Raw genomic sequence first — 20,321 nt, forward strand, 5'->3', positions numbered from 1 at the left:
GAACGATGTCTACCAAGAGACTTGCCGGCATTGTCGCTGGCCTCATGCTGAGCACCACCTCATTCGGTGCCATGGCGACCGACCTGGTCATCTATCATAGCTGGTCCGCCCCGCCAGAAATCGCCGCCCTCAACGTCATCAAAGTGGGGCTCGAAGCCAAGGGCCACACCTGGACCGATATCGCCATTCCACACGATACCGGCTCCAACGTGAACTTGATGAGCCTGATCACCGGCGGACAGCCGCCCAATGTCTTCATGGAATCCAACCCTGGCGTCTATCGCGACATTGCCGGCATGGGCCTCGGCTTTCCACTGACCCAGTGGTTCAATGACAATGCGATCGTAGACAAGCTGCCCGCGGCCGTTGCCGCCTCGATCTCTGTCGATGGCGAAATCGTCAAGGTGCCACAGGCGCTGCATATCGACGGCATGCTCTACTACAATATGGAAGTCGCCAAGGCTGCGGGTGTCGACCCCACGGCCTGGGACTCGATGGACGCCATGTTCGCCGACTTTCAGAAAATCCGCGATGCCGGCTACGCTCCGCTCGCCGTCGGCAGCCAGCCGTTCCAGGTCGGCTATCTGACTCATGCGCTGGTGGCTGCCGTTGCCGGGCCTGACGTCTACAAGAAGATCTATGGCGAAGAGGTCGATCCGACGGCGCTGGACGATCCCAACTTCGCCAAGGCTCTCGAAACCCTGCGCCTCTTCGCCAATGAAGCAGGCCCCGAAGCTCAGAACCGCCCCTGGAACGAGACCACCAACGAGGTCATCACCGGCAAGGCGCTGATGCAGATCCATGGCGACTGGATGAAGGGCGAATGGCTCGGCGCCGGCAAGGTCGCCGGAACCGATTTCGGTTGTATCGAAATCCCCGGCGCGCAGGCCGTGGTCGTTACGGTTGACGCCTGGGGTCTGCTCGGCGGCACCGCCGAGGACATCAAGACCGCCGAACTCGACTTTGCTTCGGTGGTACTCGATCCCGCCGAACAGGCCAAGTTCGCAGCGGCAAAGGGCTCAACCCCAGTGCGTCTCGACGCGCCGGCGGAGAGCCTTGATGCCTGCTCGACCGAGGTTCTCCGCATTCTCGAAGATCCGGCCCAGCAGGTTCAGAACCCGCACAATACCGCCGACGCCGACTGGCAGGATTCGATCTGGAACGTTGTCTTCAACTTCTGGAGCGATCCGAACATGACCGTCGAAGACGCCATCGCCCAGATGCACGAGAACTACGACACCATCCTGGGTTAACCGCCTCTCCCTGGGTCGGCGACCCCAAGGGCCGCCGGCCTCCCTCCCTTTGAATGGACCGATTGAAATGGATAAGCGCCTGCTTGATGAAGACGAGGTAATGCAGATCTGCTTCGTCACCGACGATGTGGATAAATCCGCGCAATGGTTTGCCGACCTGACCGGCAAGCCCATGCCATCGCTCGGCAAGGCCGCGGAGCCGGAGGAGGCCAAGGCCATCTATAATGGCATGCCGGCTGCGGTTGGCTGCAAGATCCGCATGTTCAAGTTCGGCAATATCGACGTAGAGTTTCTTGAGCCCGGCCCCGAGAAAAGCGCCTGGCGCGATCTTCTCGAAGAAAAGGGCCCCGGCTGCCACCACATCGCCTTCCGCACCCGCAACCTCACCAAGCGCCATGCCTATCTCGAAGAAAAGGGCCACAAGTTGTTGCAGCGCGGCGAATTCGACGGCAGCCACGGACGCTACGCCTATTACGACACGGTCAAGGACCTGGGAGTGATGGTGGAACTGCTCGAATTCGACAAGGACAAGGAAGTTCAGCCGTAGCTGTTGCCTCTCGGGGGACGTGGAGCCCCATTATCCCGCCCTGCTGCGACCTCGTCCTTCGGCACGCCCTACGAGAAGATCATGCCCTATCCAATTGCCTACCAGCTCTATTCCTCACGGAACTTTCCGCCGCTCGCGGATCAGTTGCCCATTCTCAAATCCATGGGCTACGACGCCATCGAGCCCTGGCTTCCGGCCTACGAAGCCGACGCCAAGCTGTTCCGACGTCAGCTGGATGATGCGGGGCTCGCCTGCTACGGCTTTCATATGCCGTTGGCAGGCCTCGTATCGGAGCCAAACCGCTTCATCGACATGGCCCTGACACTGGGCGCCACAGTCATGATACCGCCCTATGTCACGGCAGAAGAGCGCCAGAACACGCCGGACTACTGGCGGGAGTTGGGGCACAAACTGGCGCGTGGCGCGACCCAGGCGGGCTCGCACGGTCTCAAGGTGGCCTGGCACAATCATGATTTCGAATATGTCCCGCTGCCCGACGGGACGCGACCTATCGACCATATTTTCGAGGCCGGCGGGCCTGATGTCCTATTCGAAATCGACTGCGGCTGGATCACGAGGGCTGGTGCCGATCCGGCCCAGGAACTGAAGCGCTATGCCAACCGCATCATCGCCATCCAAACCAAGGACACCGCGCCCCTAGGCACCAAAATCGATGACGGCTGGACCGCGACCGGCGACGGCATCATCGACTGGGCGAACCTGGTGCCGCTATTCCGGGCAACCAAAGCCGATCACATCGTGACCGAGCACGACAATCCCAGCGATTGGCAGCGCTTCGCCAGGCGTTCGATCGACCATATCAAGGCGTTGGGACTCTAGCCGGTTAGCCCAAATTGGCTGACTTTGTGCGCGGGCGGGGGGTTAGTTACTCACCCGCCCGGCGTTCACATTATGAGAATCCGCCCCGCCATACCCTACATAGGAAGCAGCTTTCTCCTTCGGTGTCTGGCACACTGGAGCGTGAGTATGTTGGCTCTCAAAGGGTATTGCGGTGGAGAAGCTCGTTCCAGGCACGGCGCTGTTGCGCAAGCTTTTTGTCCTGCTCGATATTGTTGGGCAGGGACCCGGGAATGTCACCGTTGCTGATCTCGCCACCGAGACCGGCTGGCCTCGTCCGACGATCTATCGGATTCTCAGCGCAGCAACCGCCAATGGGTTTCTGCGGCTCGACCCCCGCAGCAATGGCTATACGCTTGGTTTCCGCTTCATCGAACTGGCGCAAAACGTCTGGTCTTCGGGCGAACTGGTAACGACAGCGTCCCTGGAATTGCGTCGCCTGCGCGACATAACGGGAGAAACCACCCATCTCGGCGCCTTGCAAGGCGATCACGTCCTGGCGTTGGGCAAATTCGAAGGCCCGCATCCGCACAAGGGAGCGGATCGGCTAGGGGCACAGAAGCCGCTCCATTCAACCAGTCAGGGCAAGGCCATCCTCGCCTTCCTGCCGAAAAACGAGGTGGATGCGCTGATCGCCCGCATGAATTTTCGCCGCGGCACCGAGCACACCATTACCGATCCCGATCTCCTGCGCTCGCAACTGCGGATCATCCGCCAGCGCGGCTATGCCATTGATGATGAGGAGGTTGCGATCGGCACGCGCTGCGTCGGCGCACCAGTGCTCGACTCTTCGGGGCGGCCGGTTGCAGCCATCAGCATTGCCGGCCCCACCTATCGCGTCACAAGCGAGCGGGTCGAAAGACTCGGGCCGGAGGTGGCGCAGGTCGCTCAGGATATCTCTCAACTTCTGCGCAACCAGGTAGCAACGCCCGTACCTCCCGCCGATTGGCCGGTGCCTCACGGCGGACATCGTGAACCTGCCCTCCATGGCGTTTCACCCAGCTGGGATGAGCACCGGCAGGCCTTGCATTGGGCTGACCGGTTCGCGCCGCGTCTCCATACAAGCCATGCCTCCACACGGGCCCATGGTTTCGCATCAGAGGTCGCTATTGACGCCGTGGCGCACACGGCCAGTCACGCGATTGCCTTTGCCAAGGGCACATTGCTGTTCGTCGACCGGGAAGGCGGCAGTCATGAACGTCACTTCGAGGCGCTGCAGAACCTGACATGCCTTTCCGTCCGAGCCGATGGCGTGCCCTATGGCGCCACCTTTTGCGAGCATGAGGCGCGCACCAGCATAGGTTCGATCACCAAGGCCGGCGAAATCGAGGAAACCTGGACCATCGCCGCTCAGGTAGAGCATATGACTTGGTCGGCCGATGGCCAGGTTCTCTATGCTTCCGTTCCTCAGCGTGGCCTCATTTATGCGCTGTCCCGCGGGTCCGGGGCTCCGCGCATATTAGCTCGCATCTCCAAGGCCTCAGGCGAACCGCATGGACTGGCCATCGATACCGAAGACCGCCTCTGGGTCGCTCTCTACGATGGTTGGAGCCTTGCCCGGCTCACGCCGGAAGGAGAGATCGACCACGTCATCGCCCTGCCCGTGCCCCGCCCGACCGGTCTTGCCTTCTCCAGCGCAACTGAAGGCATATTGCATGTCACAACGGCACGCATGGATCTGGCACGCGAAGTTCTTGAGAACGCGCCTCTGTCCGGGCGGCTGCTGACGGTCAAGACGCCTGTAAAAGGCATCATACCGCCAGCCATGGCTTATGCGCCGGGCGATGCTTAGCCCAGCACTGTCTCGATCGACGTGAGTTCCTCTTCGGAAAAATCGAGACGGTTGATAGCCGATATATTTGTCTCGAGCTGGGCGACGCTCGACGCGCCGACCAGTGCCGAGGTCACCCGTCCGCCTCGGAGCACCCAGGCGAGGGCCAATTGTGCAAGGCTCTGCCCACGACCCGTCGCGATCTTCGACAACTTGCCGACCGTCTCCACCACCCGCTCATCCTTTGCTCGCTCCAGGAGAGACGGATTGCGGCTCGCACGCGATTGCGCGGGGACGCCGCCGGCATAGCGATCCGTCAGCACCCCCTGATTGAGCCGCGAGAAGGCGATAGAGCCAACGCCGAGATCGTCGAGCGCGTCCAGAAGGTTCGGCGCGCCCTGCTCCACCCAGCGGTTGAGCATGGAATAGGACGGCTGGTGGATCAGCAAAGGCGTGCCCATTTCGCGCAGGATCGCGGCTGCCCGCAAAGTATCCTCTGCCGAATAGGATGAGATCCCAGCATAGAGTGCCCTGCCCGACCGTACCGCAGTGTCAAGCGCACCCATCGTCTCTTCAAGCGGCGTCTCGGGGTCGCGGCGGTGGCTGTAAAAAATGTCCACATAGTCGAGCCCCATGCGCTTGAGCGACTGGTCGAGGCTGGCGAGCAGATATTTGCGGCTGCCGAAATCGCCATAGGGGCCGGGCCACATGTCGTAACCCGCCTTGGTGGAAATAATCAGCTCGTCCCGGTATCGAGCAAAGCTGTCGCGCAGATGCCGGCCGAAATTGGTCTCGGCCGAGCCATAGGGAGTGCCATAATTGTTAGCGAGATCGAAATGGGTCACGCCCAGATCGAAAGCGCGATGCAGGATGCCTCGCTGTGTGCCGAAATCCCGATCGTCGCCGAAATTCTGCCAGAGGCCGAGAGAAACGGCGGGAAGTTTTAGCCCACTGCGGCCAACGCGGCGAAAAGGCATGTCGCGATAGCGCCCGGAGGCGGCAAGGTAGGTCATGGTTCGATCCAGTTGGTGAAGATATCAGGCCGGCACTTTGCCGGCCTGAGCCAGCCGGGCCCGCCGGCGCTCGGCCTGAGCGATGGGATCCGGTACCGGGGCCGCCATCAGCAGGCGCCTCGTATAGTCGTCCTTGGGAGCGCTGGTAACCTGGTCAGCCGGCCCCTGCTCGACGATCTTTCCACCGCTCATGACCGCCACACGATGGCTGATGGCACGCACCACCGCCAGATCGTGGGAGATGAAGAGATAGGCCACGCCCGTGCGTTCCTGGATTTCGATAAAGAGATCGATGACTCGCGCCTGGGTTGAAAGATCGAGCGCACTGACCGGTTCGTCGCAGACGATAAGCTGCGGATTGATCGCCAGAGCGCGCGCGATGGCGATACGCTGGCGCTGTCCGCCGGAAAACTCCCGCGGCAGACGCGTCGCCGCATCGGACGGCAACCGCACCTGATCCAGCAGTTCCTGCACGCGTTCTCGTGCCTTCGCGCCATTGACTCCCTGAACCAGCAAGGGCTCGACCAGTATGTCGCCAACGCTGAGCATGGCATTGAGCGAAGTATAGGGGTCCTGAAAAACCACCTGGATTTCGCGCGACAGCGCACGCCGCCCGGCCCGATCAAGACGGCTGATCTCCTGGCCGAGGTACCGGATGCTACCCGATGAAACCTCGGCTAGACCAAGGACGGCACGCCCGAGGGTGCTCTTGCCTGATCCGGATTCGCCGACGAGCCCTAGGGTTTCACCCGGTGCCAGGGTAACTGACACACCCTTCAGCGCCTGGAACTTGCCATAGTGGACCGTGAGATCATCGACTTCGAGCAAGTTGGTAGTCGCGATAATGCTCATGTCTCTGCTCCTGCGTTCTGCCGGCGGGGTGGCCGCGGTACGAGTGGCGGGCGCACAGGCGCATCCTCCAGCGTCGAGGCAAGGAGGGTGCGCGTATATTCATGTTGGGGACGCGCAAAGATATCGTTGACCGCGCCCAACTCGACGATCTCGCCGCCGCGCATGACGGCGACGCGATCACAAAGATCCGCGACGACGCCGAAATTATGCGTCACCATCAGCACGCCGAGATTGCGTTCGGCCTGGAGGTCCCGGATCAGGTCGAGAATTTCGGCCTGTACCGTCACATCGAGCGCCGTCGTCGGTTCATCGGCAATCAGCAGGTCGGGATCACAGGATAACGCCCCGGCAATGAGTACGCGCTGGGCCATGCCGCCGCTGATCTGGTGCGGATAGCTCATGAAGACGCGGTGTGGATCGGCAATGCCGACGCGCTCGAGAAGAGCCAATGCCCTGCCCCTGGCCTCTTGCCGGCTGAGGCCGCCGACGACCTGCAGGGGTTCACAAAGTTGGCTGCCGATACGGAACAAAGGATCGAGATTGCTCATCGGCTCCTGCGGAATATAGCCGATGCGCTTGCCGCGAATGGCCTGCATCTGTGCGTCGCTAAGCCCGGCCAAGTTCTGTCCCTCAAGCCAGATGCCGCCGCCGGTGACCATGCCGCCCTCGGGCAGGAGGCGCAGCACGCTGAGCGCCGTCTGGGTTTTCCCCGAACCGGATTCCCCCACAAGGCCAAGTATCTCGCCCCGCGCGATGGTAAAGCCGACGGACCTGACGACGGTCTTGGTGGAACCATCCCGACCGGCATACCCCACCGACAGGCCCTGCACCTCAAGGAGAGCTTCTGGAACCGAAGGCACCGCCGCTTCCGCCCGCGCCGCGTCCTTCACTCGCTGGCGCGGCGCGACGATAATGGCCTCTTCGCCATTGAGCGCATCGCGCAGGCCATTGCCGATCAGGATAAGCGCCCCCACCGTCAGCCCGATCATCAATCCCGGCGGTAGCAACAGATGCCGGCCGATATAGATATTGTTATAGGCATCGAGCAGCATGCTGCCCCAGGTGGGCGTCGTCGGATCGCCAAGACCGATGAATTCAAGCCCGGCCTGCACCACGATGGCGATGCCCCAGACCGATGCCGCCATGATGATGATCGGCGCCCGGACAACGGACAGGATGTGCCGGCTGATGATGCGGCCATCGGACAGTCCCGAGACCCGCGCAGCATCGACATAAAGTTCGTTCCGCACCGAAATGACGAGGTTGCGCACCAGACGGAAAAAGTTCGGGGCGATCAGCACGCCCAGAACCACCATGGTGATGATGATATTGGGCCCGATCAGCGTGAACATGGCGACGAGCACGATGGTGCCCGGCAGCACGATGAGAAAATTGGCCATCCACCCGCCGAAACGATCGAACCAGCCGCCGAAATAGCCCGCGACAAGGCCAGTGCTGACGCCAAGACCCGCCGCCACGAGGACGGTGAGAAAGGACCCCGCCAGCGTCAACTGCCCGGCATAGATGAGGCGGCTCAGCACATCGCGGCCGGCGCCGTCCCCGCCAAGCAGGAATTCCTCTCCCGGGGGGGCGGTCACCAAAGCGAGCTTGGTGAAATTAGCGCCATAGGGCGCAAGCCAGGGGGCGAAAACAGCGGACAGGACGATAGTCAGGAAAACGAGGCTCGCAATGACGGCCAGGGGATTGCGCAGGAAGCGGCGCAATACGGCGCGATCCTGCCCCGTGGCAACGGCTGGCGTGGTGGCAGCTTCAAGGTCCACTGTACTCATGCCAGCCTCGCTTTCGGGTTGATCCAGGCATTGGCAAGATCGACGAACAGGTTCACCACCACCACGATCAGCGCCATGGTGATCAAGACACCCATAATGACCGGTATATCGCCGCGCACCGTCGCATCGATGGCCAGCGTTCCCATGCCGGGCAACGCAAAAACCTTCTCGATCATCACCGCGCCACCAATCATCCCGATGAATTGCAGGGAAAGAACCGTGATGGCGGCCGGCGCGGCATTGCGCAGCGCATGGCGCAGAATGACCCGGTTTTCAGGAAGGCCACGGGCACGCAAAGTTCGGATATAGTCCCGGCTCAACACATCGATCAACGCACCGCGCACCTGGGCAGCGGCCGAGGCGACGCCGCCGATCACCAGTGCCGTCACCGGCAGCGTGATGCTGCTTAGCCAGCCAAGCGGCGAGCGATTGAGTGGTACGAAGCCCGTGGCCGGGAAAAGCCGAAGGGAAATGGCGAATGTGGCGACCAGCAATAGCCCGACCCAGAAATTAGGCAATGCCTCGCCGATGACGGAAACGATCTGCACTGCCCTGTCCCACCAACCGCGCCTGACCGCAGCAAAGGCCCCCAGGGCCACGCTGATCACGGTACAGATGAGAATGGCCACCGAGACGATGGAGAGGGTGACGCCCAGCCGCGACGCGATCGCGTCCGACACGCGTTCGGCGCTGAACCATGACCGGCCGAGATCGCCCCGAACCGCATTGGCCAGCCAATTGCCGTATTGGATGGGCAGGGGCTGATCGAGGCCCAGTTCGACATTCTTGGCGGCCACCTGTTCGTCGGTTGCCAATTCGCCCAGGATCGAGCGCGAGACTTCCGCGCCGCCGCTATAGATCAGGCCATAGGCCACCGCCGTAATGGCCAGCAACAAGAGCATCGCCGAAGCGAACCTCTGGATCACATATCCGGTCATCCATCGTCCTTTCAGATTGCCGGAGCGGCCATGGTCCATGGCTGCTCCGGTTCAGTGTAGCTGGGAGGCTACTCCGTTGCGGGGGCGAAGTGGCGGATATAGGGGACCACATTTTGCGGATGCATGGTCACCTTCACATCGGGCGCCGCGAAATAAACCGCATCCGCCTGGTACCAGATATCGAACCAGGCATTCTCGGTGACATAGGTGTTCACATCGCGCATCAGCGCCGTATATTCGTCGCCGCTGGCGGCTTGGGCTTTGGCGAGGAGCGCGTCGAGTTCGGGCGTAGCGCTGTCGAACGGGTTCCAGGGACCGCTGGCCGAAATCTGCTTGGTCATGTCCCACCAGGGATTGCCGGTGCTAAGCGACATCCAGAACGCGCCATAGCGCTTGGATTGGGCTTCGGTCACGTAGTTTTCGGACACGACCTTGTCCCAGATCACGCGGATGCCGACATCGGCGAGCTGTTGGGTGATGATCGGATTGGCCGGCACCGTGGGGTTTTCCGGCAGGGTCAGATCGAAGCCATTGGCATAGCCGGCTTCAGCCAGCAGCGCCTTGGCCTTTTCGGGATCGAAGGGATAGCGGTCCTCGAGCTCGGGCACATAGGCGACGCTGTTGAGATTGAAGACCTGCGTCGTGTGGTGGCCGAGATTGCGCTGAATGGCTGCTAACAGACCCTCGCCGTCGATGGCGTGATTGATCGCCTGACGCACGCGCACATCGCCTAGTGCCGGCACGAGGGCACCTTCGCGGTCCGCAAGGATCAGGCCGTGCCGGTCGATGGGTGTACGGTTGACGCTGAGACCCGAAGCTTCGGCCTCGGCAGCCGTCTGGGCATTGCCCTGCGCGCCATCGACCTGACCAGACCGCAAAGCGTTCATGCGTGCGGTGATTTCCCCCATCGGGATCAGCACGACCGCGTCATAGGGGAAGGCTTCGGCGTTCCAGTAGTCGGGGTTGCGCACAAAGCTATATTGCGCGCCCTTGGTGGTATTGGCGACGTCGAGCATATAGGGGCCCGAGCCGACCGGCACGGAAATGATCTCTTCGGTACCCAGTGCCGCAGGGCTCCCCATGACGCCGCCGGCCATGGTGAGATAGGTTAGCTGCGCCGGATTGGCCGCCGACAGATGCAACTCGACGGTAAAGTCGTCGACAATGACGATATCGGTAACCGCACCGACCATGAAGCTGTTCTGGCCGGTGCCCCCGCGCAAATGCTCGACATTGGCTTTGACCGCTTCGGCATTGAAGGGCGCGCCATCGGTGAACTTGACGTCTTGACGGAGCTTGAGGGTGAGGACCGTATTGTCCTCGTTGTAAGCATAGCTCTCAGCGAGGTTACCGACGATGGATCCATCCGGTTCCATCAGCAGAAGCGTGTCATAGACGGCCGCCCAATATTGGGCGCGCGGACCATTTTCGACGATGGCCGGATCGAACGAACCATTGTCGAGCGCAACCGCCAGGGTCAGCGTTTCGGCGGAGACGCCAGCGGTCAGCATCCCCATGAACGAGAGAGCAAGCGTGGCGCGGCGGAGCGTCGGTCGCCCAGCCCACGACAGAGTGATGGTCATATGCAGTTTCCTCCTGTTGCATTGCCCTTTCGAGGGCGGGGACCCGGCTGTTCCTGGCTCCCCAGGCCGGGCCCCGGTTCTTCAAGTGGTCTTGATATTGAGGCTCTTGATGAGATCAACCATATTGAGCAGCGGATCGAATTCGTGATCGCCCAGCGGCTCGGCACCCGTCATGCGGCTGAACGGGGTCATGCGCAGGCGGCCGGTCTCGTTGAGCAATTGCTTGAGCGAGCTGGGATATTTGACATTGATCATGCGCTCGAAGACCGTCATCAAGCGTTGAACAAGACGTGTATCCTCATCATCGCGCGTGCCATTGGCACAGAGCCAGACGAGCAATTCCGGCGCGATGCTCGATGCATAACCCGAATGGCCGGAACCACCGAGCTGCATGGATTCGATGACAGAGGAAATCTGGCCATTGTAGAGCCGCATCGGCGATCCGCGCGAGACCTCGAGCTTGGCCTTCATATCAGGCACTGAATGGCTCACGTCCTTATGGAACACGAAGCGCCCGGTCCTGGCCGCCCATTCGTAGACCGTGGTTGGAACGAGGCGTTTCCACGGCGTCGGGCACTCGTAAAATCCAAGCGCAATATCGCCGGTTCCATCGACGATGCGCTTGAGATTGCCGCTCCACTGCGCCTCGGAATCCCCGGGCGAGCCGAGATGATTGGTGAGAATGCACACCGCGTCGGCCCCCACATCGGCAATCTGCTTGATCGAAGCGATCTCCTTGTCGGGCGATGCGCCAAACGTGCCCGTCGCGATGACGGCGGCGCGGCCATTCGCGCGCTTGACCACGCGAGCGGCAAGCTCGACGCGCTCTTCGGGCGTTAGAAATTCGACCTCGCTTGAGCGCGAGTTGGTGAAAAGTCCAAGGCACCCTGCCTCGATATACCAGTCGGTCAAGCGGTCCACCGCATCCCAATCGATTGCGCCGCTCCAGGTCATGGGCGTCAGCATCACCGGCCAGACCGCATTGGTTTTCAAATGTTCGCTGCTCATCTCGTGTCCGTTCCATTTGCAATCTTTGAGGGAATGACGACAAAGCTTCGCCACCAGCCGGCAATGCTCTCGCTGCCAGTCTCCAAACTCGAGATTTCTGGTTTTCCCTCGAAGGCAAGCTCCTCGCGCCCTCGACAAGGTTCTTGCACGCACCATCACGGGAGGAAAGCCGCACGCTCGGGAAAGCGCAGAGCTGTTATCACGATGTGGACACTGGGCCCCAAACGACGCAGTAGCATCGAAGGCGAATTGGGTGACAGACTGTTCCCCTTTCGCCTCACCGACGAGCGATTTGGATGTTGCTGAGGGGCTCGTCGGCCGTCCGCAACTTGCGTGGCCTCAACGGGCGCGCTCTACCCGAATATCGTCAAGGCGCCATCGTGAGCTAGCACTGCTCCAGCGGCCAGGGCCAAATCCAGTGAATTTCCCATTTCCCGACTTGGCTGAGACGACGTGCAAAGCCAGGTTTGTCATCATGGCCGGTCCATCGCACCTGAAGCGCATCGACTTCGTTATTAATACCCATCTTCAAGCCGCATGGAATCGTGCCGTCTGGAGCGTCTTGACCAAACGAACTCGAGACGCGTCGGCGACGTGACCTGCTGGCACTGCCCGTGAGGTCGTTGAGCGACATGTTGACGAAAGCGGGGTATTTGCCGAGCTATCCCGGCAGCGATTTTCTTCTTGGCGAGGCTGAGGATATCGCTGTCTTACTTAATTCAATGCAGTTGCGGTGCCGGGACAACACATTCGCCGGCATTGAGCGACGCCGTATGCGTGGTTCCCGGCGTCACTTTTGAACCCCGCAGGCGGCCGCGCCAATTTTCTCATCGGCCTGCTCGGAATAGTCCGCTACCGACCGACATGGGCGAGCCGGTATGAACTGCTATCGTGCTGGCAAGGTCATCCCTCCGCTCACGTTGCGCGTCCTCACAGCTATCGTTTGCGGCGGCCGCGACCATAACAGGCAGAAGGAATCGCCATAATGGTACCCGGCCGCCCGGTTTCGAGTTTTGATCTATGCCCGAACATCACATCTCGGTCAGGCGTGTCCTGCCGCTTCTAACCTCGCATTTCGAGCGTCAGAAACGGTTCGATAGATCGATACAGCCCAGATCAGCAGCGTAGCCACGCCGAACACGGCAGCAACGGGCCGGCCGAAGAAGCCAAGCAGGTTGCCGTCGGCGATCATCATCGAGGTGGTGAAGTTGGTCTCGACCAGCGGCCCCAGAACGATGCCGAGAATGATGGGGGCAATGGCGATCATTCGCGCCTCGAGCACGTAGGCCACGATCCCCGCGCCCAGCATCAGCCAGACGCCGAACATGGAATTGTTGATCGAGTAGGAGCCGACGATACAGAAGAGCAGGATGGCGGCATTGAGCAGTGCGCGTGGCACCTCGAAAATCCAGCGAGCCGATTTCGCAGCCACCCAGCCGAGCGGCAGCATCAGGATATTGGCGATCGCGAAGACGATCATCACCGCATAGAAATTCTGCGGATGCAGCGTCATCAGCGTCGGGCCGGGATCGAGCCCCTTCATCACCAGCACGCCCACGGCAATGGCCGTCACCGCGTCACCGGGAATGCCGAACACCATGGCCGGAATCCACGAGGCGCTGAGCGCCGCATTGTTGGTGGCGCCAGCTTCGACGAGGCCTTCGGGATGTCCCTTGCCGAACTTTTCCGGTTCCTTCGACGTGCGCTTGGCCAGCGAATAGGTGATCCAGGCCGCAAGGTCGCCGCCAACGCCCGGCAAAGCGCCCAGCAGCGAGCCGATGATCGAACCCCGCATCTGGTTCTTGCGATACTTCCACAGTGCCGCCATCGTCCCCTCGAACGGGTTTTTCAGGTTCATCTGCGGCACTTCGGCCATGGCACGGCGGCCGGCCCGCATGATTTCGGACACGGCGAACATGCCGATCATGATCGGGATGAAGCTGATGCCGCCCATCAGTTCGAGATTGCCGAAGGTAAAGCGCGGCGTCGCCGTTAGCGGGTCCATGCCCACCTGGGCGATGAAAAGGCCGAGCAGCAGCGCCAGCGCGCCCTTGACGAGGCCACCCGAGGAGATCAGCGCGGCGCAGGAAAGACCGAGCACGGCGAGCCAGAAATATTCAAAGCTCGAAAAGCCCAGTGCAGCCTTGGCCAGCATCGGCGCGGTGAACAGCAGGAACAGGAAGCCGAAGAGACCACCGAGAACCGAGCCGACGACACCGATGCCGATGGCAAGGCCAGCCTTGCCGTTCTGGGCGAGGCGATAGGAGTCTTCCACATAGGCGGCCGAGGCCGGCGTTCCGGGAATGCGCAGCAGCGTGCCGGGCAGGTCACCCGCCGTGATCGCCATGGCGGTGCAGGAGATGATCGCGGCAATGGCCGGGATCGGCGCCATGTAGAAGGTGACGGGCACGAGCAGCGCGGTCGCCATGGTGGCGGTCAGGCCTGGAATGGCGCCGACAAACAGGCCGAACACGGCAGCGAGGAAAATGGTCAGCAGCGTCTCGAAATTGAAAACGAGGCCGAGGGCGAGAGAAAAAGCTTCCATGGTGAATTATCCCAGGATGCCGCGCGGCAGCGGAACGCGCATCAGTGCGGTGAAGGTGAAGTAGATGGAGGCCGCTGCAATCGGACTGAAGATCACGGCGGAAAGCCACTTGCCACCACTGAGCAACACCACGACGACGGCGAAAAGCGTGCCGGCGACGAGGAAGCCGAGATAGGGCATGACGAGCGTTACCACGACGAGGGCAGCGACAATGCCGAGTGCAAACCAGGTGACGAGCGGCTGCGCTTCGTCTTCGGGCGTATCGCGCACGATCCAGCCCTGGATGGTGAGCGCCACACCCATGATGGCCATGCCGGCGCCGACGATCGAGGGGAAGAGGCCGGGGCCTACATTCATGCCGGGCAGGGTCTGCATGGCGAGCGCCTGCTGCAGGATTGCAGCGCCGCCCAACGCAAAGACCACGCCCAGGGCGCTATCCATTGGAAATGACTGCCTCATGCGCTCCTCCTAAAAGCTCTGGACTGGGGCGCGGCCGTTCGGGGCAGAACCGCCGCGCAAAGAAAGAACCAGAGCGCCTGATCCGATGACGTTTGGACCATTATGCGCTCTGGAAAGAAGACGGCCGGAGGTGCATTCCGGCCGCCGAAGCAAGCGGGCGCTTACTTTGCGAGGCCGACGGCCTGCAGGGCCTTGCCGATCGACTCGTCCGCATCCTTGAGGAAGGCCTCAAAGCCGGCGGCGTCACGATAGTCGATGCCGAAATTGCGCTGGGCCATGAAGTCCTTGAACTCCTGCGAATTCACGACCTTGTCCATGGCTTCCGCGAGGCGTGCCTTGACGTCTTCCGGCAGGCCCTTCGGAGCAGCAATGCCGCGCCACGCATAGGCGGCCCACTTGTTCCCAAGCGCTTCTTCGGCAGTCGGCACATCGGGGGCAGCTGCAACACGCTCGTTGGCGGCTACAATCAGCGGCTTGACTTCACCAGCATCGACCATGGGACGCGCGTCGGGCATCGTGGTGGTAACGACGCCAATGGCGCCGGAGGCAAGCAGCTGGAGGCTGGCCGAGGCTCCTTCCGAGGGGACCCAGGGGGCAGCCGCCGGATCGATCTCGTTGGTCACGAGCACGCCTGCCCAACCCAGATGCGCCATACCGCCGAGATTGGCACCGGAAGCCTTCACGGAACCGGGATTGGCGCGGATTTCAGAGAGCAGGTCTTCGATCGAGGGGCCGTCGGTGCGCACGAACACGGCTTCCGGATCGGCGTTGAACAGCGCGATCGGCTCGTAGTTCTCGTAGTTGAGCGGCGATACGCCGGTCCAGTGATACATGGACAGTTCGGTGGTGATCACGCCCAGCGTATAGCCATCTGGCGGCGAGTAGGAAATTTCGGTGTGGCCGACAATGCCGCCGCCGCCGGTGCGGTTGATGACGTTGATCGGCTGGCCAAGTTCCTTTTCGAGCAGGGTCGCGATGATGCGACCGGTGGCATCGGTGCCGCCGCCTGCAGCCCACGGCACGATCAGGTTGATGGCATGGTCAGGATACTGCGCGGCCGCCGGGGCGATTGCCAGGACCGAGAGCGCAAGAGCGCCAGCGAGCGTCTTCAAATGGGTCATTTCTGTCCTCCCAGGTAAAGTCGGGTGTTCCGACATACGAACATTGCTTGCCGTATTGCAAACTTCTGTACCACATTCCGGAACTAACATGTCAACTCCCCGGGCGCAGAATCTGCATTTCTGCGCAAATTGGCCCAAATATGTTGACACGTGAGTGCGATCACTCCTATCAAATGCAGGAATGATGTTCCGGATTGTGGAATTTCATGAATGTGAGGCGCAAATCGCGCCCCGTATGGTGGAAAAATTTCGGACTGGCATCGCCATGGTGGCGGCCGTCCAGGCCTTGGAGGAATTCGATGAGCAACCCCATCGCGCTCAAGCTGCGCAACACCCTGACGGGCATCCTGCCGCCCCTTTCCATGCCGTTCGACGAAAAGGGCAACCTCGTCAAAGGTGCGCTCAAGGCTCAGGTCGACTTCATGATCGATTCCGGCGTGCGCGGCCTCGTCGTCGGCGGCTCGACCGGTGAGGGCCACACGCTCTCGTCCACCGAATTCACCGAAGCCATGATCGAGGCGCACGACGCCAATGCCGGCCGCGTGCCCTTCGTCGTCGGCCTCATCGTACAGTCGACCCGCGAGGCCATCGATCGCGTCAAGGCGCTGGGCGACATCAAGATCGACGCCCTGCAGGTGACCCCGGTCCACTATCTGTTCAAGCCGGGCCGCGAAGCTACCATCGAGCACTTCCGCGCCATCTGGGAAGAAACCCAGGTTCCGATCCTGATCTACAATGTCATTCCGTGGAACTACCTCTCCATCGATGACATGCTCGCCATCATGGATGCCGTTCCCGGCGTCGTCGGCATGAAGCAGTCCTCGGGCGACGTGAAGTCGGTTTCCGACCTCATGCTGCGTTCCAAGCCCGAAAACATCGTCCTCACCGGCATCGACGCGCTGCTTTACCCGAGCTTCGCCCTTGGCGCCCATGGTGCCATCAGCGCGCTCACCTGCGCCGTGCCGGGCGTCACCGTAAAGCTCTTCGACGCGGTTCAGGCCGGCGATCACAAGACCGCTAGGGATATCCACTTCCGCCTCAACGCGCTGTGGAATGCCCTCCGCCACGACAACCTGCCGGCCTGCGTGAAGTACATCCAGCACCGTCAGGGCCTGCCGCTCTTCCACCCGCGCGCTCCGATGGAACGCGTCACCGATGCGCAGAAGGCTGCCATCGATGCCGTGCTCGGCCCGGTTCTCGAACTGACCAATGTGCGCGCCAAGTCGGCCGCCTGATTGACCTGAGGCGGGCCGCCGCAGAAGCGGCCCGCCTCCCACCACGACGCCTGGGAGGACGACATGAAAAAGCTGATCAACGACCCCGCCAACTATGTCGACGAGATGCTCGACGGTCTCTGCCTCGCCCATCCGGGCCTTGTCCGCGTCGGCGATGACCGTCGCGCCATCGCCCGCAGCACCAAAATGCGCCGGGGCAAGGTCGGCGTCGTTTCCGGCGGCGGCTCGGGCCACCTGCCGCTCTTTACCGGCTATGTCGGTAAGGGCCTGCTCGATGCCTGCGCCATCGGCAATGTCTTTGAAGGTCCCACCATCAATTCCTGCCAGGACGCGATCGCCGCCGCCAATGGCGGTGCGGGCGTCCTCTGCCTCTTCGGAAACTATGGCGGGGACAAGATGAACTTCGAAATGGCAAGCGAATTCGCCGCCATGGACGGGGTCGAAACCCGCACCGTGCTCGGCACCGACGACATCGCCAGCGCCAAGCGCGAAGAGAGCCAGAAGCGCCGCGGCGTCGCCGGCCTGATCTTCGCCTACAAGGCCGCCGGCGCGCTCGCCGAACAGGGCGCCAGCCTCGACGAGGTTGCCGCCATCGCGCAGAAGGCCGTCGACCGCACCCGCACCATCGGCGTCGCGCTCTCCTCCTGCCAGATCCCCGGCGCCGCAGGCCCCAATTTCACCATTGCCGATGACGAGATCGAATTCGGCATGGGCATCCACGGCGAGCCCGGCATCTGGCGCCACAAGATCCGCCCAGCCGACGAACTCGTCGACGAGATGATCTCCCTGATCCTTGCGGAAAAGCCCGAAGGCGCGAGCCGCGTCGCCGTGCTGGTCAATTCGTTGGGCTCCACGCCCTTCGAGGAACTCTTCATCCTCTATCGCCGCGCGGCCCAGCAACTCGGCGCCGCCGGTCTGGCGATCGTCAACCCGCTGATCGGCCCCTATGTGACGTCCATGGAAATGGGCGGCGCCTCGATCAGCCTCTGCTTCCTCGACGACGAAATCGAAACCCTGCTTGCGGCTCCCGCCGAGTGCCCCTTCTGGAAGGTGGGCTGAACCATGGCCATCACGCTTGAAACCCTGGCCGACGCCATCACCCGCGCCAATGCCGCCATGTCCCGCTTGACCGACGTGCTCAACGCCGCCGACGCCAAACTGGGCGATGGTGATACCGGCACCATGCTGGCCCGCCTCATCGGCACGTTTGCCGCCGTGGATGTCAGAAACGCCGAAAACCTCGGCGCCGGCTTCATGGCCCTCGCCAAGGCCGGCGCGGCCTCGACCGGCTCCAGCTTGGGCACGCTCATCATCACCGCCATGATGACCGCCGGCAAAGCCACGACCGGCAAGACCGAACTCGACTGGTCCGACCTCTCTGGCCTCCTCGCCGCCATCCGCTATGCCGCCATGGTGCGCGGCAAGGCCGAACTGGGCGCTAAAACCATCATCGACGGTCTCGATGCGCTTGCCTCTAGCCTCGAAGGTAAGACCGATGCCGCCAGCGTTGCTGCGGCGGCCGAACAGGCCATGGACGCCGTCCTCGCCGAATTCCGTAATCGCCCATCCGCCATGGGGCGCGCCCGCATGTTCGCCGAAAAGAGCGTCGGTCTCGACGATCCTGGCATGCTGGCTTTGGCCGAAATCGTTCGCAGTCTTGCCAAAACCGCTCAACATGGCGCAACGCCCGTTGCTTGAGAGCGGCCAAGAAGTGAAATAAGAGGATTAGGCTTTGCGGTCGTGTGCGATTGTTCAGCCAAAGTGTTGAGACCCAGCCGATGACCGAAACCGATCAAGCACTGGCCCCAGCCAAGCCGGCGCGCAGCGACGAAAGCCTCAAATCTCTGACAAAAGTGTCGCGCGTGCTCGATTGTTTCGACACCGCACACCGCTCGCTGACCCTGGCCGAAATCTGCGCCAGAACCGGCTATCCGCGCTCCACCACGCACCGTCTCCTCGCCGCCATGCGCGAGGTTGGCTTTATCGAGCAAGAGCGCGAACGCGACGCCTACCGGCTCGGCCTCAGGCTCTTCGAGCTCGGCAATACCGTGCTCGCTAATCTCGAACTGAACCGCGAAGGCCGGGTCATCGTCGATGCCCTCCATCGCCTCACGAGCCGCGCCGTGCACCTCGCCGTTTTCGACGGCCACCGCGCCGTCGTCATCCAGCGCACCGAAGCCGAGCCCATGCTCAGCAACACCATGGTCGAAAATTCGCCGGTCCACTGCACCAGCGTCGGCAAGGCTATCCTGGCACATCAACCTGAAGAGATCATCGCGAGGGTTATCGATGCCGGTCTTGAGCGTTTCACCGAAACCACCTTCACCGAGCCCGACGCATTCCGCGCCGAACTCGACCTCACCCGGCAGCGCGGCTACGCCATCGACAATGGCGAACACCAGCCGGGTCTGCGCTGCATCGGCGCGCCGATCCGCAACCAGTCCGGCGCCGTCTTTGCCGGCATCAGCATCAGCTCCCCCGCCTGGCAATTGCCCATGGCCGAGGTCGATGAGCTCAACAAAGTTGTCATCTACCACGCCAACCTGATTTCCCAGCGTCTGGGATACGTCCGCTAACTGCATTCGCCTCCCTCCTCTGGTTGGCGTGTTTTGGGCTTTTGCGCCGGTGGCATTTCGTGCCGCCGGCGCTGTTTCATCTGCCGATCAAACGGGGCCGCCGGTCTTGCCGACCGGCCAGATCTTCTGCAGGTCTTCGCCGGCGAGGATGCGCTGGCGGCAGGCCACTTCGTTCTTGCCCAACTCGTCTGCCGCATCGGCAATCACGCCCACCAGCTCATGGGGAATGACCACCACGCCGGTCACGTCGGCGAAAATGACGTCGCCGGGGCGGATGCGCACGCCATCGATATTGAGTTCGGTCTGGAAATAGGTCGCTTCCATGCGGCCCGAAACGCCCACCGGGCTCATGCCCTTGGCAAAGAGCGGGTAGTCGAGCTTGCGCACTTCAGCGAGGTCGCGCACCGTGCCATTGACGACGGTCGCGGCCGCGCCCTTGGTCTTGGCGCCGCTCGACATCAGTTCGCCCGTGCCCGAACCTTCGGCGCAGGAACTATCGACCATCAATATGCCGCCCTTGACCACGGCATCGATGGCACCGTGATAGACGTCCTGCGGCTGGCCGACGCGCGGGCTTTTTTCATAGAGCACGGTCGAGACGGGGCCACACACGACCTGTCCGGGCGCCAGCACGCCAAACTGCGAAATGCCCTTGAGGTAGCCATAAGGGCCGCGGCCATCGAGCACGTCGTGGATATCGCCCGAATACCACTGGGAAAGCCGCTTGATCGCTGCCCAGTCAGTATTGTTGTAGTCATAAGCCGCCATTGTC

18 protein-coding genes are annotated in these 20,321 nt (G+C 62.0%); 8 read left to right on the forward strand and 10 right to left on the reverse strand.

Annotated features, from left to right (window positions below):
- The first annotated feature begins 5 nt into the window (after positions 1–5).
- The 4 genes from J7557_RS20360 to J7557_RS20375 all read left to right on the forward strand — a co-directional run bounded on the left by J7557_RS20360 (position 6) and on the right by J7557_RS20375 (position 4,450).
- Complete coding sequence (locus tag J7557_RS20360; protein ID WP_291422091.1) at positions 6–1,253, forward strand: ABC transporter substrate-binding protein; 1,248 nt, start codon at positions 6–8, stop codon at positions 1,251–1,253.
- Positions 1,254–1,320: 67 nt separating this feature from the next.
- Positions 1,321–1,800, forward strand: coding sequence for a VOC family protein (locus J7557_RS20365; protein ID WP_291422093.1), 480 nt, complete (start codon positions 1,321–1,323; stop codon positions 1,798–1,800).
- An 81-nt stretch (positions 1,801–1,881) separates the two neighbouring features.
- Positions 1,882–2,640, forward strand: a complete 759-nt coding sequence (locus J7557_RS20370; protein WP_291422095.1) for a sugar phosphate isomerase/epimerase — start codon at positions 1,882–1,884, stop codon at positions 2,638–2,640.
- A 172-nt stretch (positions 2,641–2,812) separates the two neighbouring features.
- Entirely contained in the window at positions 2,813–4,450 is a 1,638-nt protein-coding gene (locus J7557_RS20375; RefSeq protein WP_291422096.1) for an IclR family transcriptional regulator C-terminal domain-containing protein, read from the forward strand.
- On the opposite strand, the gene mgrA is transcribed toward J7557_RS20375, so the two are convergent.
- The 9 genes from mgrA to J7557_RS20420 all read right to left on the reverse strand — a co-directional run bounded on the left by mgrA (position 4,447) and on the right by J7557_RS20420 (position 15,738).
- Positions 4,447–5,442: an L-glyceraldehyde 3-phosphate reductase gene (gene mgrA, locus J7557_RS20380; protein WP_291422098.1), complete on the reverse strand. Its 996-nt coding sequence runs from the start codon at positions 5,440–5,442 to the stop codon at positions 4,447–4,449. The two genes, J7557_RS20375 and mgrA, sit on opposite strands and share 4 nt — an antisense overlap.
- 24 nt (positions 5,443–5,466) lie before the next feature.
- Entirely contained in the window at positions 5,467–6,294 is an 828-nt protein-coding gene (locus J7557_RS20385) for an ATP-binding cassette domain-containing protein (protein ID WP_291422100.1), read from the reverse strand.
- On the reverse strand, positions 6,291–8,084 hold the full coding sequence (locus J7557_RS20390; RefSeq protein ID WP_291422102.1) for a dipeptide/oligopeptide/nickel ABC transporter permease/ATP-binding protein: 1,794 nt from the start codon (positions 8,082–8,084) through the stop codon (positions 6,291–6,293). The genes J7557_RS20385 and J7557_RS20390 overlap by 4 nt, the downstream gene beginning before the upstream one ends.
- Positions 8,081–9,022, reverse strand: a complete 942-nt coding sequence (locus J7557_RS20395; RefSeq protein WP_291422106.1) for an ABC transporter permease — start codon at positions 9,020–9,022, stop codon at positions 8,081–8,083. Before J7557_RS20395 ends, J7557_RS20390 begins: the two co-directional genes overlap by 4 nt.
- Before the next feature lie 68 nt (positions 9,023–9,090).
- On the reverse strand, positions 9,091–10,605 hold the full coding sequence (locus J7557_RS20400) for an ABC transporter substrate-binding protein (protein WP_291422108.1): 1,515 nt from the start codon (positions 10,603–10,605) through the stop codon (positions 9,091–9,093).
- Between the two features lie 81 nt (positions 10,606–10,686).
- The gene (locus J7557_RS20405; RefSeq protein WP_291422109.1) at positions 10,687–11,613 is read right to left on the reverse strand and encodes a dihydrodipicolinate synthase family protein; all 927 of its coding nucleotides are present in this window, start codon (positions 11,611–11,613) and stop codon (positions 10,687–10,689) included.
- Between the two features lie 1,042 nt (positions 11,614–12,655).
- Positions 12,656–14,158, reverse strand: a complete 1,503-nt coding sequence (locus J7557_RS20410; protein WP_291422111.1) for a tripartite tricarboxylate transporter permease — start codon at positions 14,156–14,158, stop codon at positions 12,656–12,658.
- Positions 14,159–14,164: 6 nt separating this feature from the next.
- Positions 14,165–14,617, reverse strand: coding sequence for a tripartite tricarboxylate transporter TctB family protein (locus J7557_RS20415; protein WP_291422113.1), 453 nt, complete (start codon positions 14,615–14,617; stop codon positions 14,165–14,167).
- Positions 14,618–14,778: 161 nt separating this feature from the next.
- On the reverse strand, positions 14,779–15,738 hold the full coding sequence (locus tag J7557_RS20420; protein ID WP_291422115.1) for a tripartite tricarboxylate transporter substrate binding protein: 960 nt from the start codon (positions 15,736–15,738) through the stop codon (positions 14,779–14,781).
- Positions 15,739–16,037: 299 nt separating this feature from the next.
- Between J7557_RS20420 and J7557_RS20425 the strand changes: the two genes are divergently transcribed.
- The 4 genes from J7557_RS20425 to J7557_RS20440 all read left to right on the forward strand — a co-directional run bounded on the left by J7557_RS20425 (position 16,038) and on the right by J7557_RS20440 (position 19,549).
- On the forward strand, positions 16,038–16,973 hold the full coding sequence (locus tag J7557_RS20425) for a dihydrodipicolinate synthase family protein (RefSeq protein ID WP_291422117.1): 936 nt from the start codon (positions 16,038–16,040) through the stop codon (positions 16,971–16,973).
- Between the two features lie 63 nt (positions 16,974–17,036).
- Positions 17,037–18,032, forward strand: coding sequence for a dihydroxyacetone kinase subunit DhaK (locus J7557_RS20430; protein ID WP_291422119.1), 996 nt, complete (start codon positions 17,037–17,039; stop codon positions 18,030–18,032).
- Positions 18,033–18,035: 3 nt separating this feature from the next.
- On the forward strand, positions 18,036–18,671 hold the full coding sequence (locus J7557_RS20435; protein ID WP_291422121.1) for a DAK2 domain-containing protein: 636 nt from the start codon (positions 18,036–18,038) through the stop codon (positions 18,669–18,671).
- Positions 18,672–18,751: 80 nt separating this feature from the next.
- A complete protein-coding gene (locus tag J7557_RS20440) occupies positions 18,752–19,549 on the forward strand; it encodes an IclR family transcriptional regulator (RefSeq protein ID WP_291422123.1) in 798 nt (265 codons plus the stop codon).
- A gap of 87 nt (positions 19,550–19,636) precedes the next feature.
- Here J7557_RS20440 and J7557_RS20445 read toward each other — a convergent pair whose 3' ends face one another.
- On the reverse strand, positions 19,637–20,317 hold the full coding sequence (locus J7557_RS20445; RefSeq protein ID WP_291422125.1) for an RraA family protein: 681 nt from the start codon (positions 20,315–20,317) through the stop codon (positions 19,637–19,639).
- Between the last annotated feature and the right edge of the window lie 4 nt (positions 20,318–20,321).

This window comes from Devosia sp., from assembly GCF_017744655.1.
Taxonomy (GTDB): domain Bacteria; phylum Pseudomonadota; class Alphaproteobacteria; order Rhizobiales; family Devosiaceae; genus Devosia.

Bases quoted from the DNA above. Each gene is read 5' to 3' on its own strand.
- J7557_RS20385 (WP_291422100.1), bottom strand. From the start codon at position 6,294: ATGAGCATTATCGCGACTACCAACTTGCTCGAAGTCGATGATCTCACG.
- J7557_RS20445 (WP_291422125.1), bottom strand. From the start codon at position 20,317: ATGGCGGCTTATGACTACAACAATACTGACTGGGCAGCGATCAAGCGG.
- J7557_RS20425 (WP_291422117.1), top strand. From the start codon at position 16,038: ATGAGCAACCCCATCGCGCTCAAGCTGCGCAACACCCTGACGGGCATC.
- J7557_RS20420 (WP_291422115.1), bottom strand. From the start codon at position 15,738: ATGACCCATTTGAAGACGCTCGCTGGCGCTCTTGCGCTCTCGGTCCTG.
- J7557_RS20390 (WP_291422102.1), bottom strand. From the start codon at position 8,084: ATGAGTACAGTGGACCTTGAAGCTGCCACCACGCCAGCCGTTGCCACG.
- J7557_RS20395 (WP_291422106.1), bottom strand. From the start codon at position 9,022: ATGACCGGATATGTGATCCAGAGGTTCGCTTCGGCGATGCTCTTGTTG.
- J7557_RS20365 (WP_291422093.1), top strand. From the start codon at position 1,321: ATGGATAAGCGCCTGCTTGATGAAGACGAGGTAATGCAGATCTGCTTC.
- J7557_RS20360 (WP_291422091.1), top strand. From the start codon at position 6: ATGTCTACCAAGAGACTTGCCGGCATTGTCGCTGGCCTCATGCTGAGC.
- J7557_RS20440 (WP_291422123.1), top strand. From the start codon at position 18,752: ATGACCGAAACCGATCAAGCACTGGCCCCAGCCAAGCCGGCGCGCAGC.
- J7557_RS20435 (WP_291422121.1), top strand. From the start codon at position 18,036: ATGGCCATCACGCTTGAAACCCTGGCCGACGCCATCACCCGCGCCAAT.
- J7557_RS20415 (WP_291422113.1), bottom strand. From the start codon at position 14,617: ATGAGGCAGTCATTTCCAATGGATAGCGCCCTGGGCGTGGTCTTTGCG.
- J7557_RS20430 (WP_291422119.1), top strand. From the start codon at position 17,037: ATGAAAAAGCTGATCAACGACCCCGCCAACTATGTCGACGAGATGCTC.
- J7557_RS20405 (WP_291422109.1), bottom strand. From the start codon at position 11,613: ATGAGCAGCGAACATTTGAAAACCAATGCGGTCTGGCCGGTGATGCTG.
- J7557_RS20400 (WP_291422108.1), bottom strand. From the start codon at position 10,605: ATGACCATCACTCTGTCGTGGGCTGGGCGACCGACGCTCCGCCGCGCC.
- J7557_RS20410 (WP_291422111.1), bottom strand. From the start codon at position 14,158: ATGGAAGCTTTTTCTCTCGCCCTCGGCCTCGTTTTCAATTTCGAGACG.
- mgrA (WP_291422098.1), bottom strand. From the start codon at position 5,442: ATGACCTACCTTGCCGCCTCCGGGCGCTATCGCGACATGCCTTTTCGC.
- J7557_RS20370 (WP_291422095.1), top strand. From the start codon at position 1,882: ATGCCCTATCCAATTGCCTACCAGCTCTATTCCTCACGGAACTTTCCG.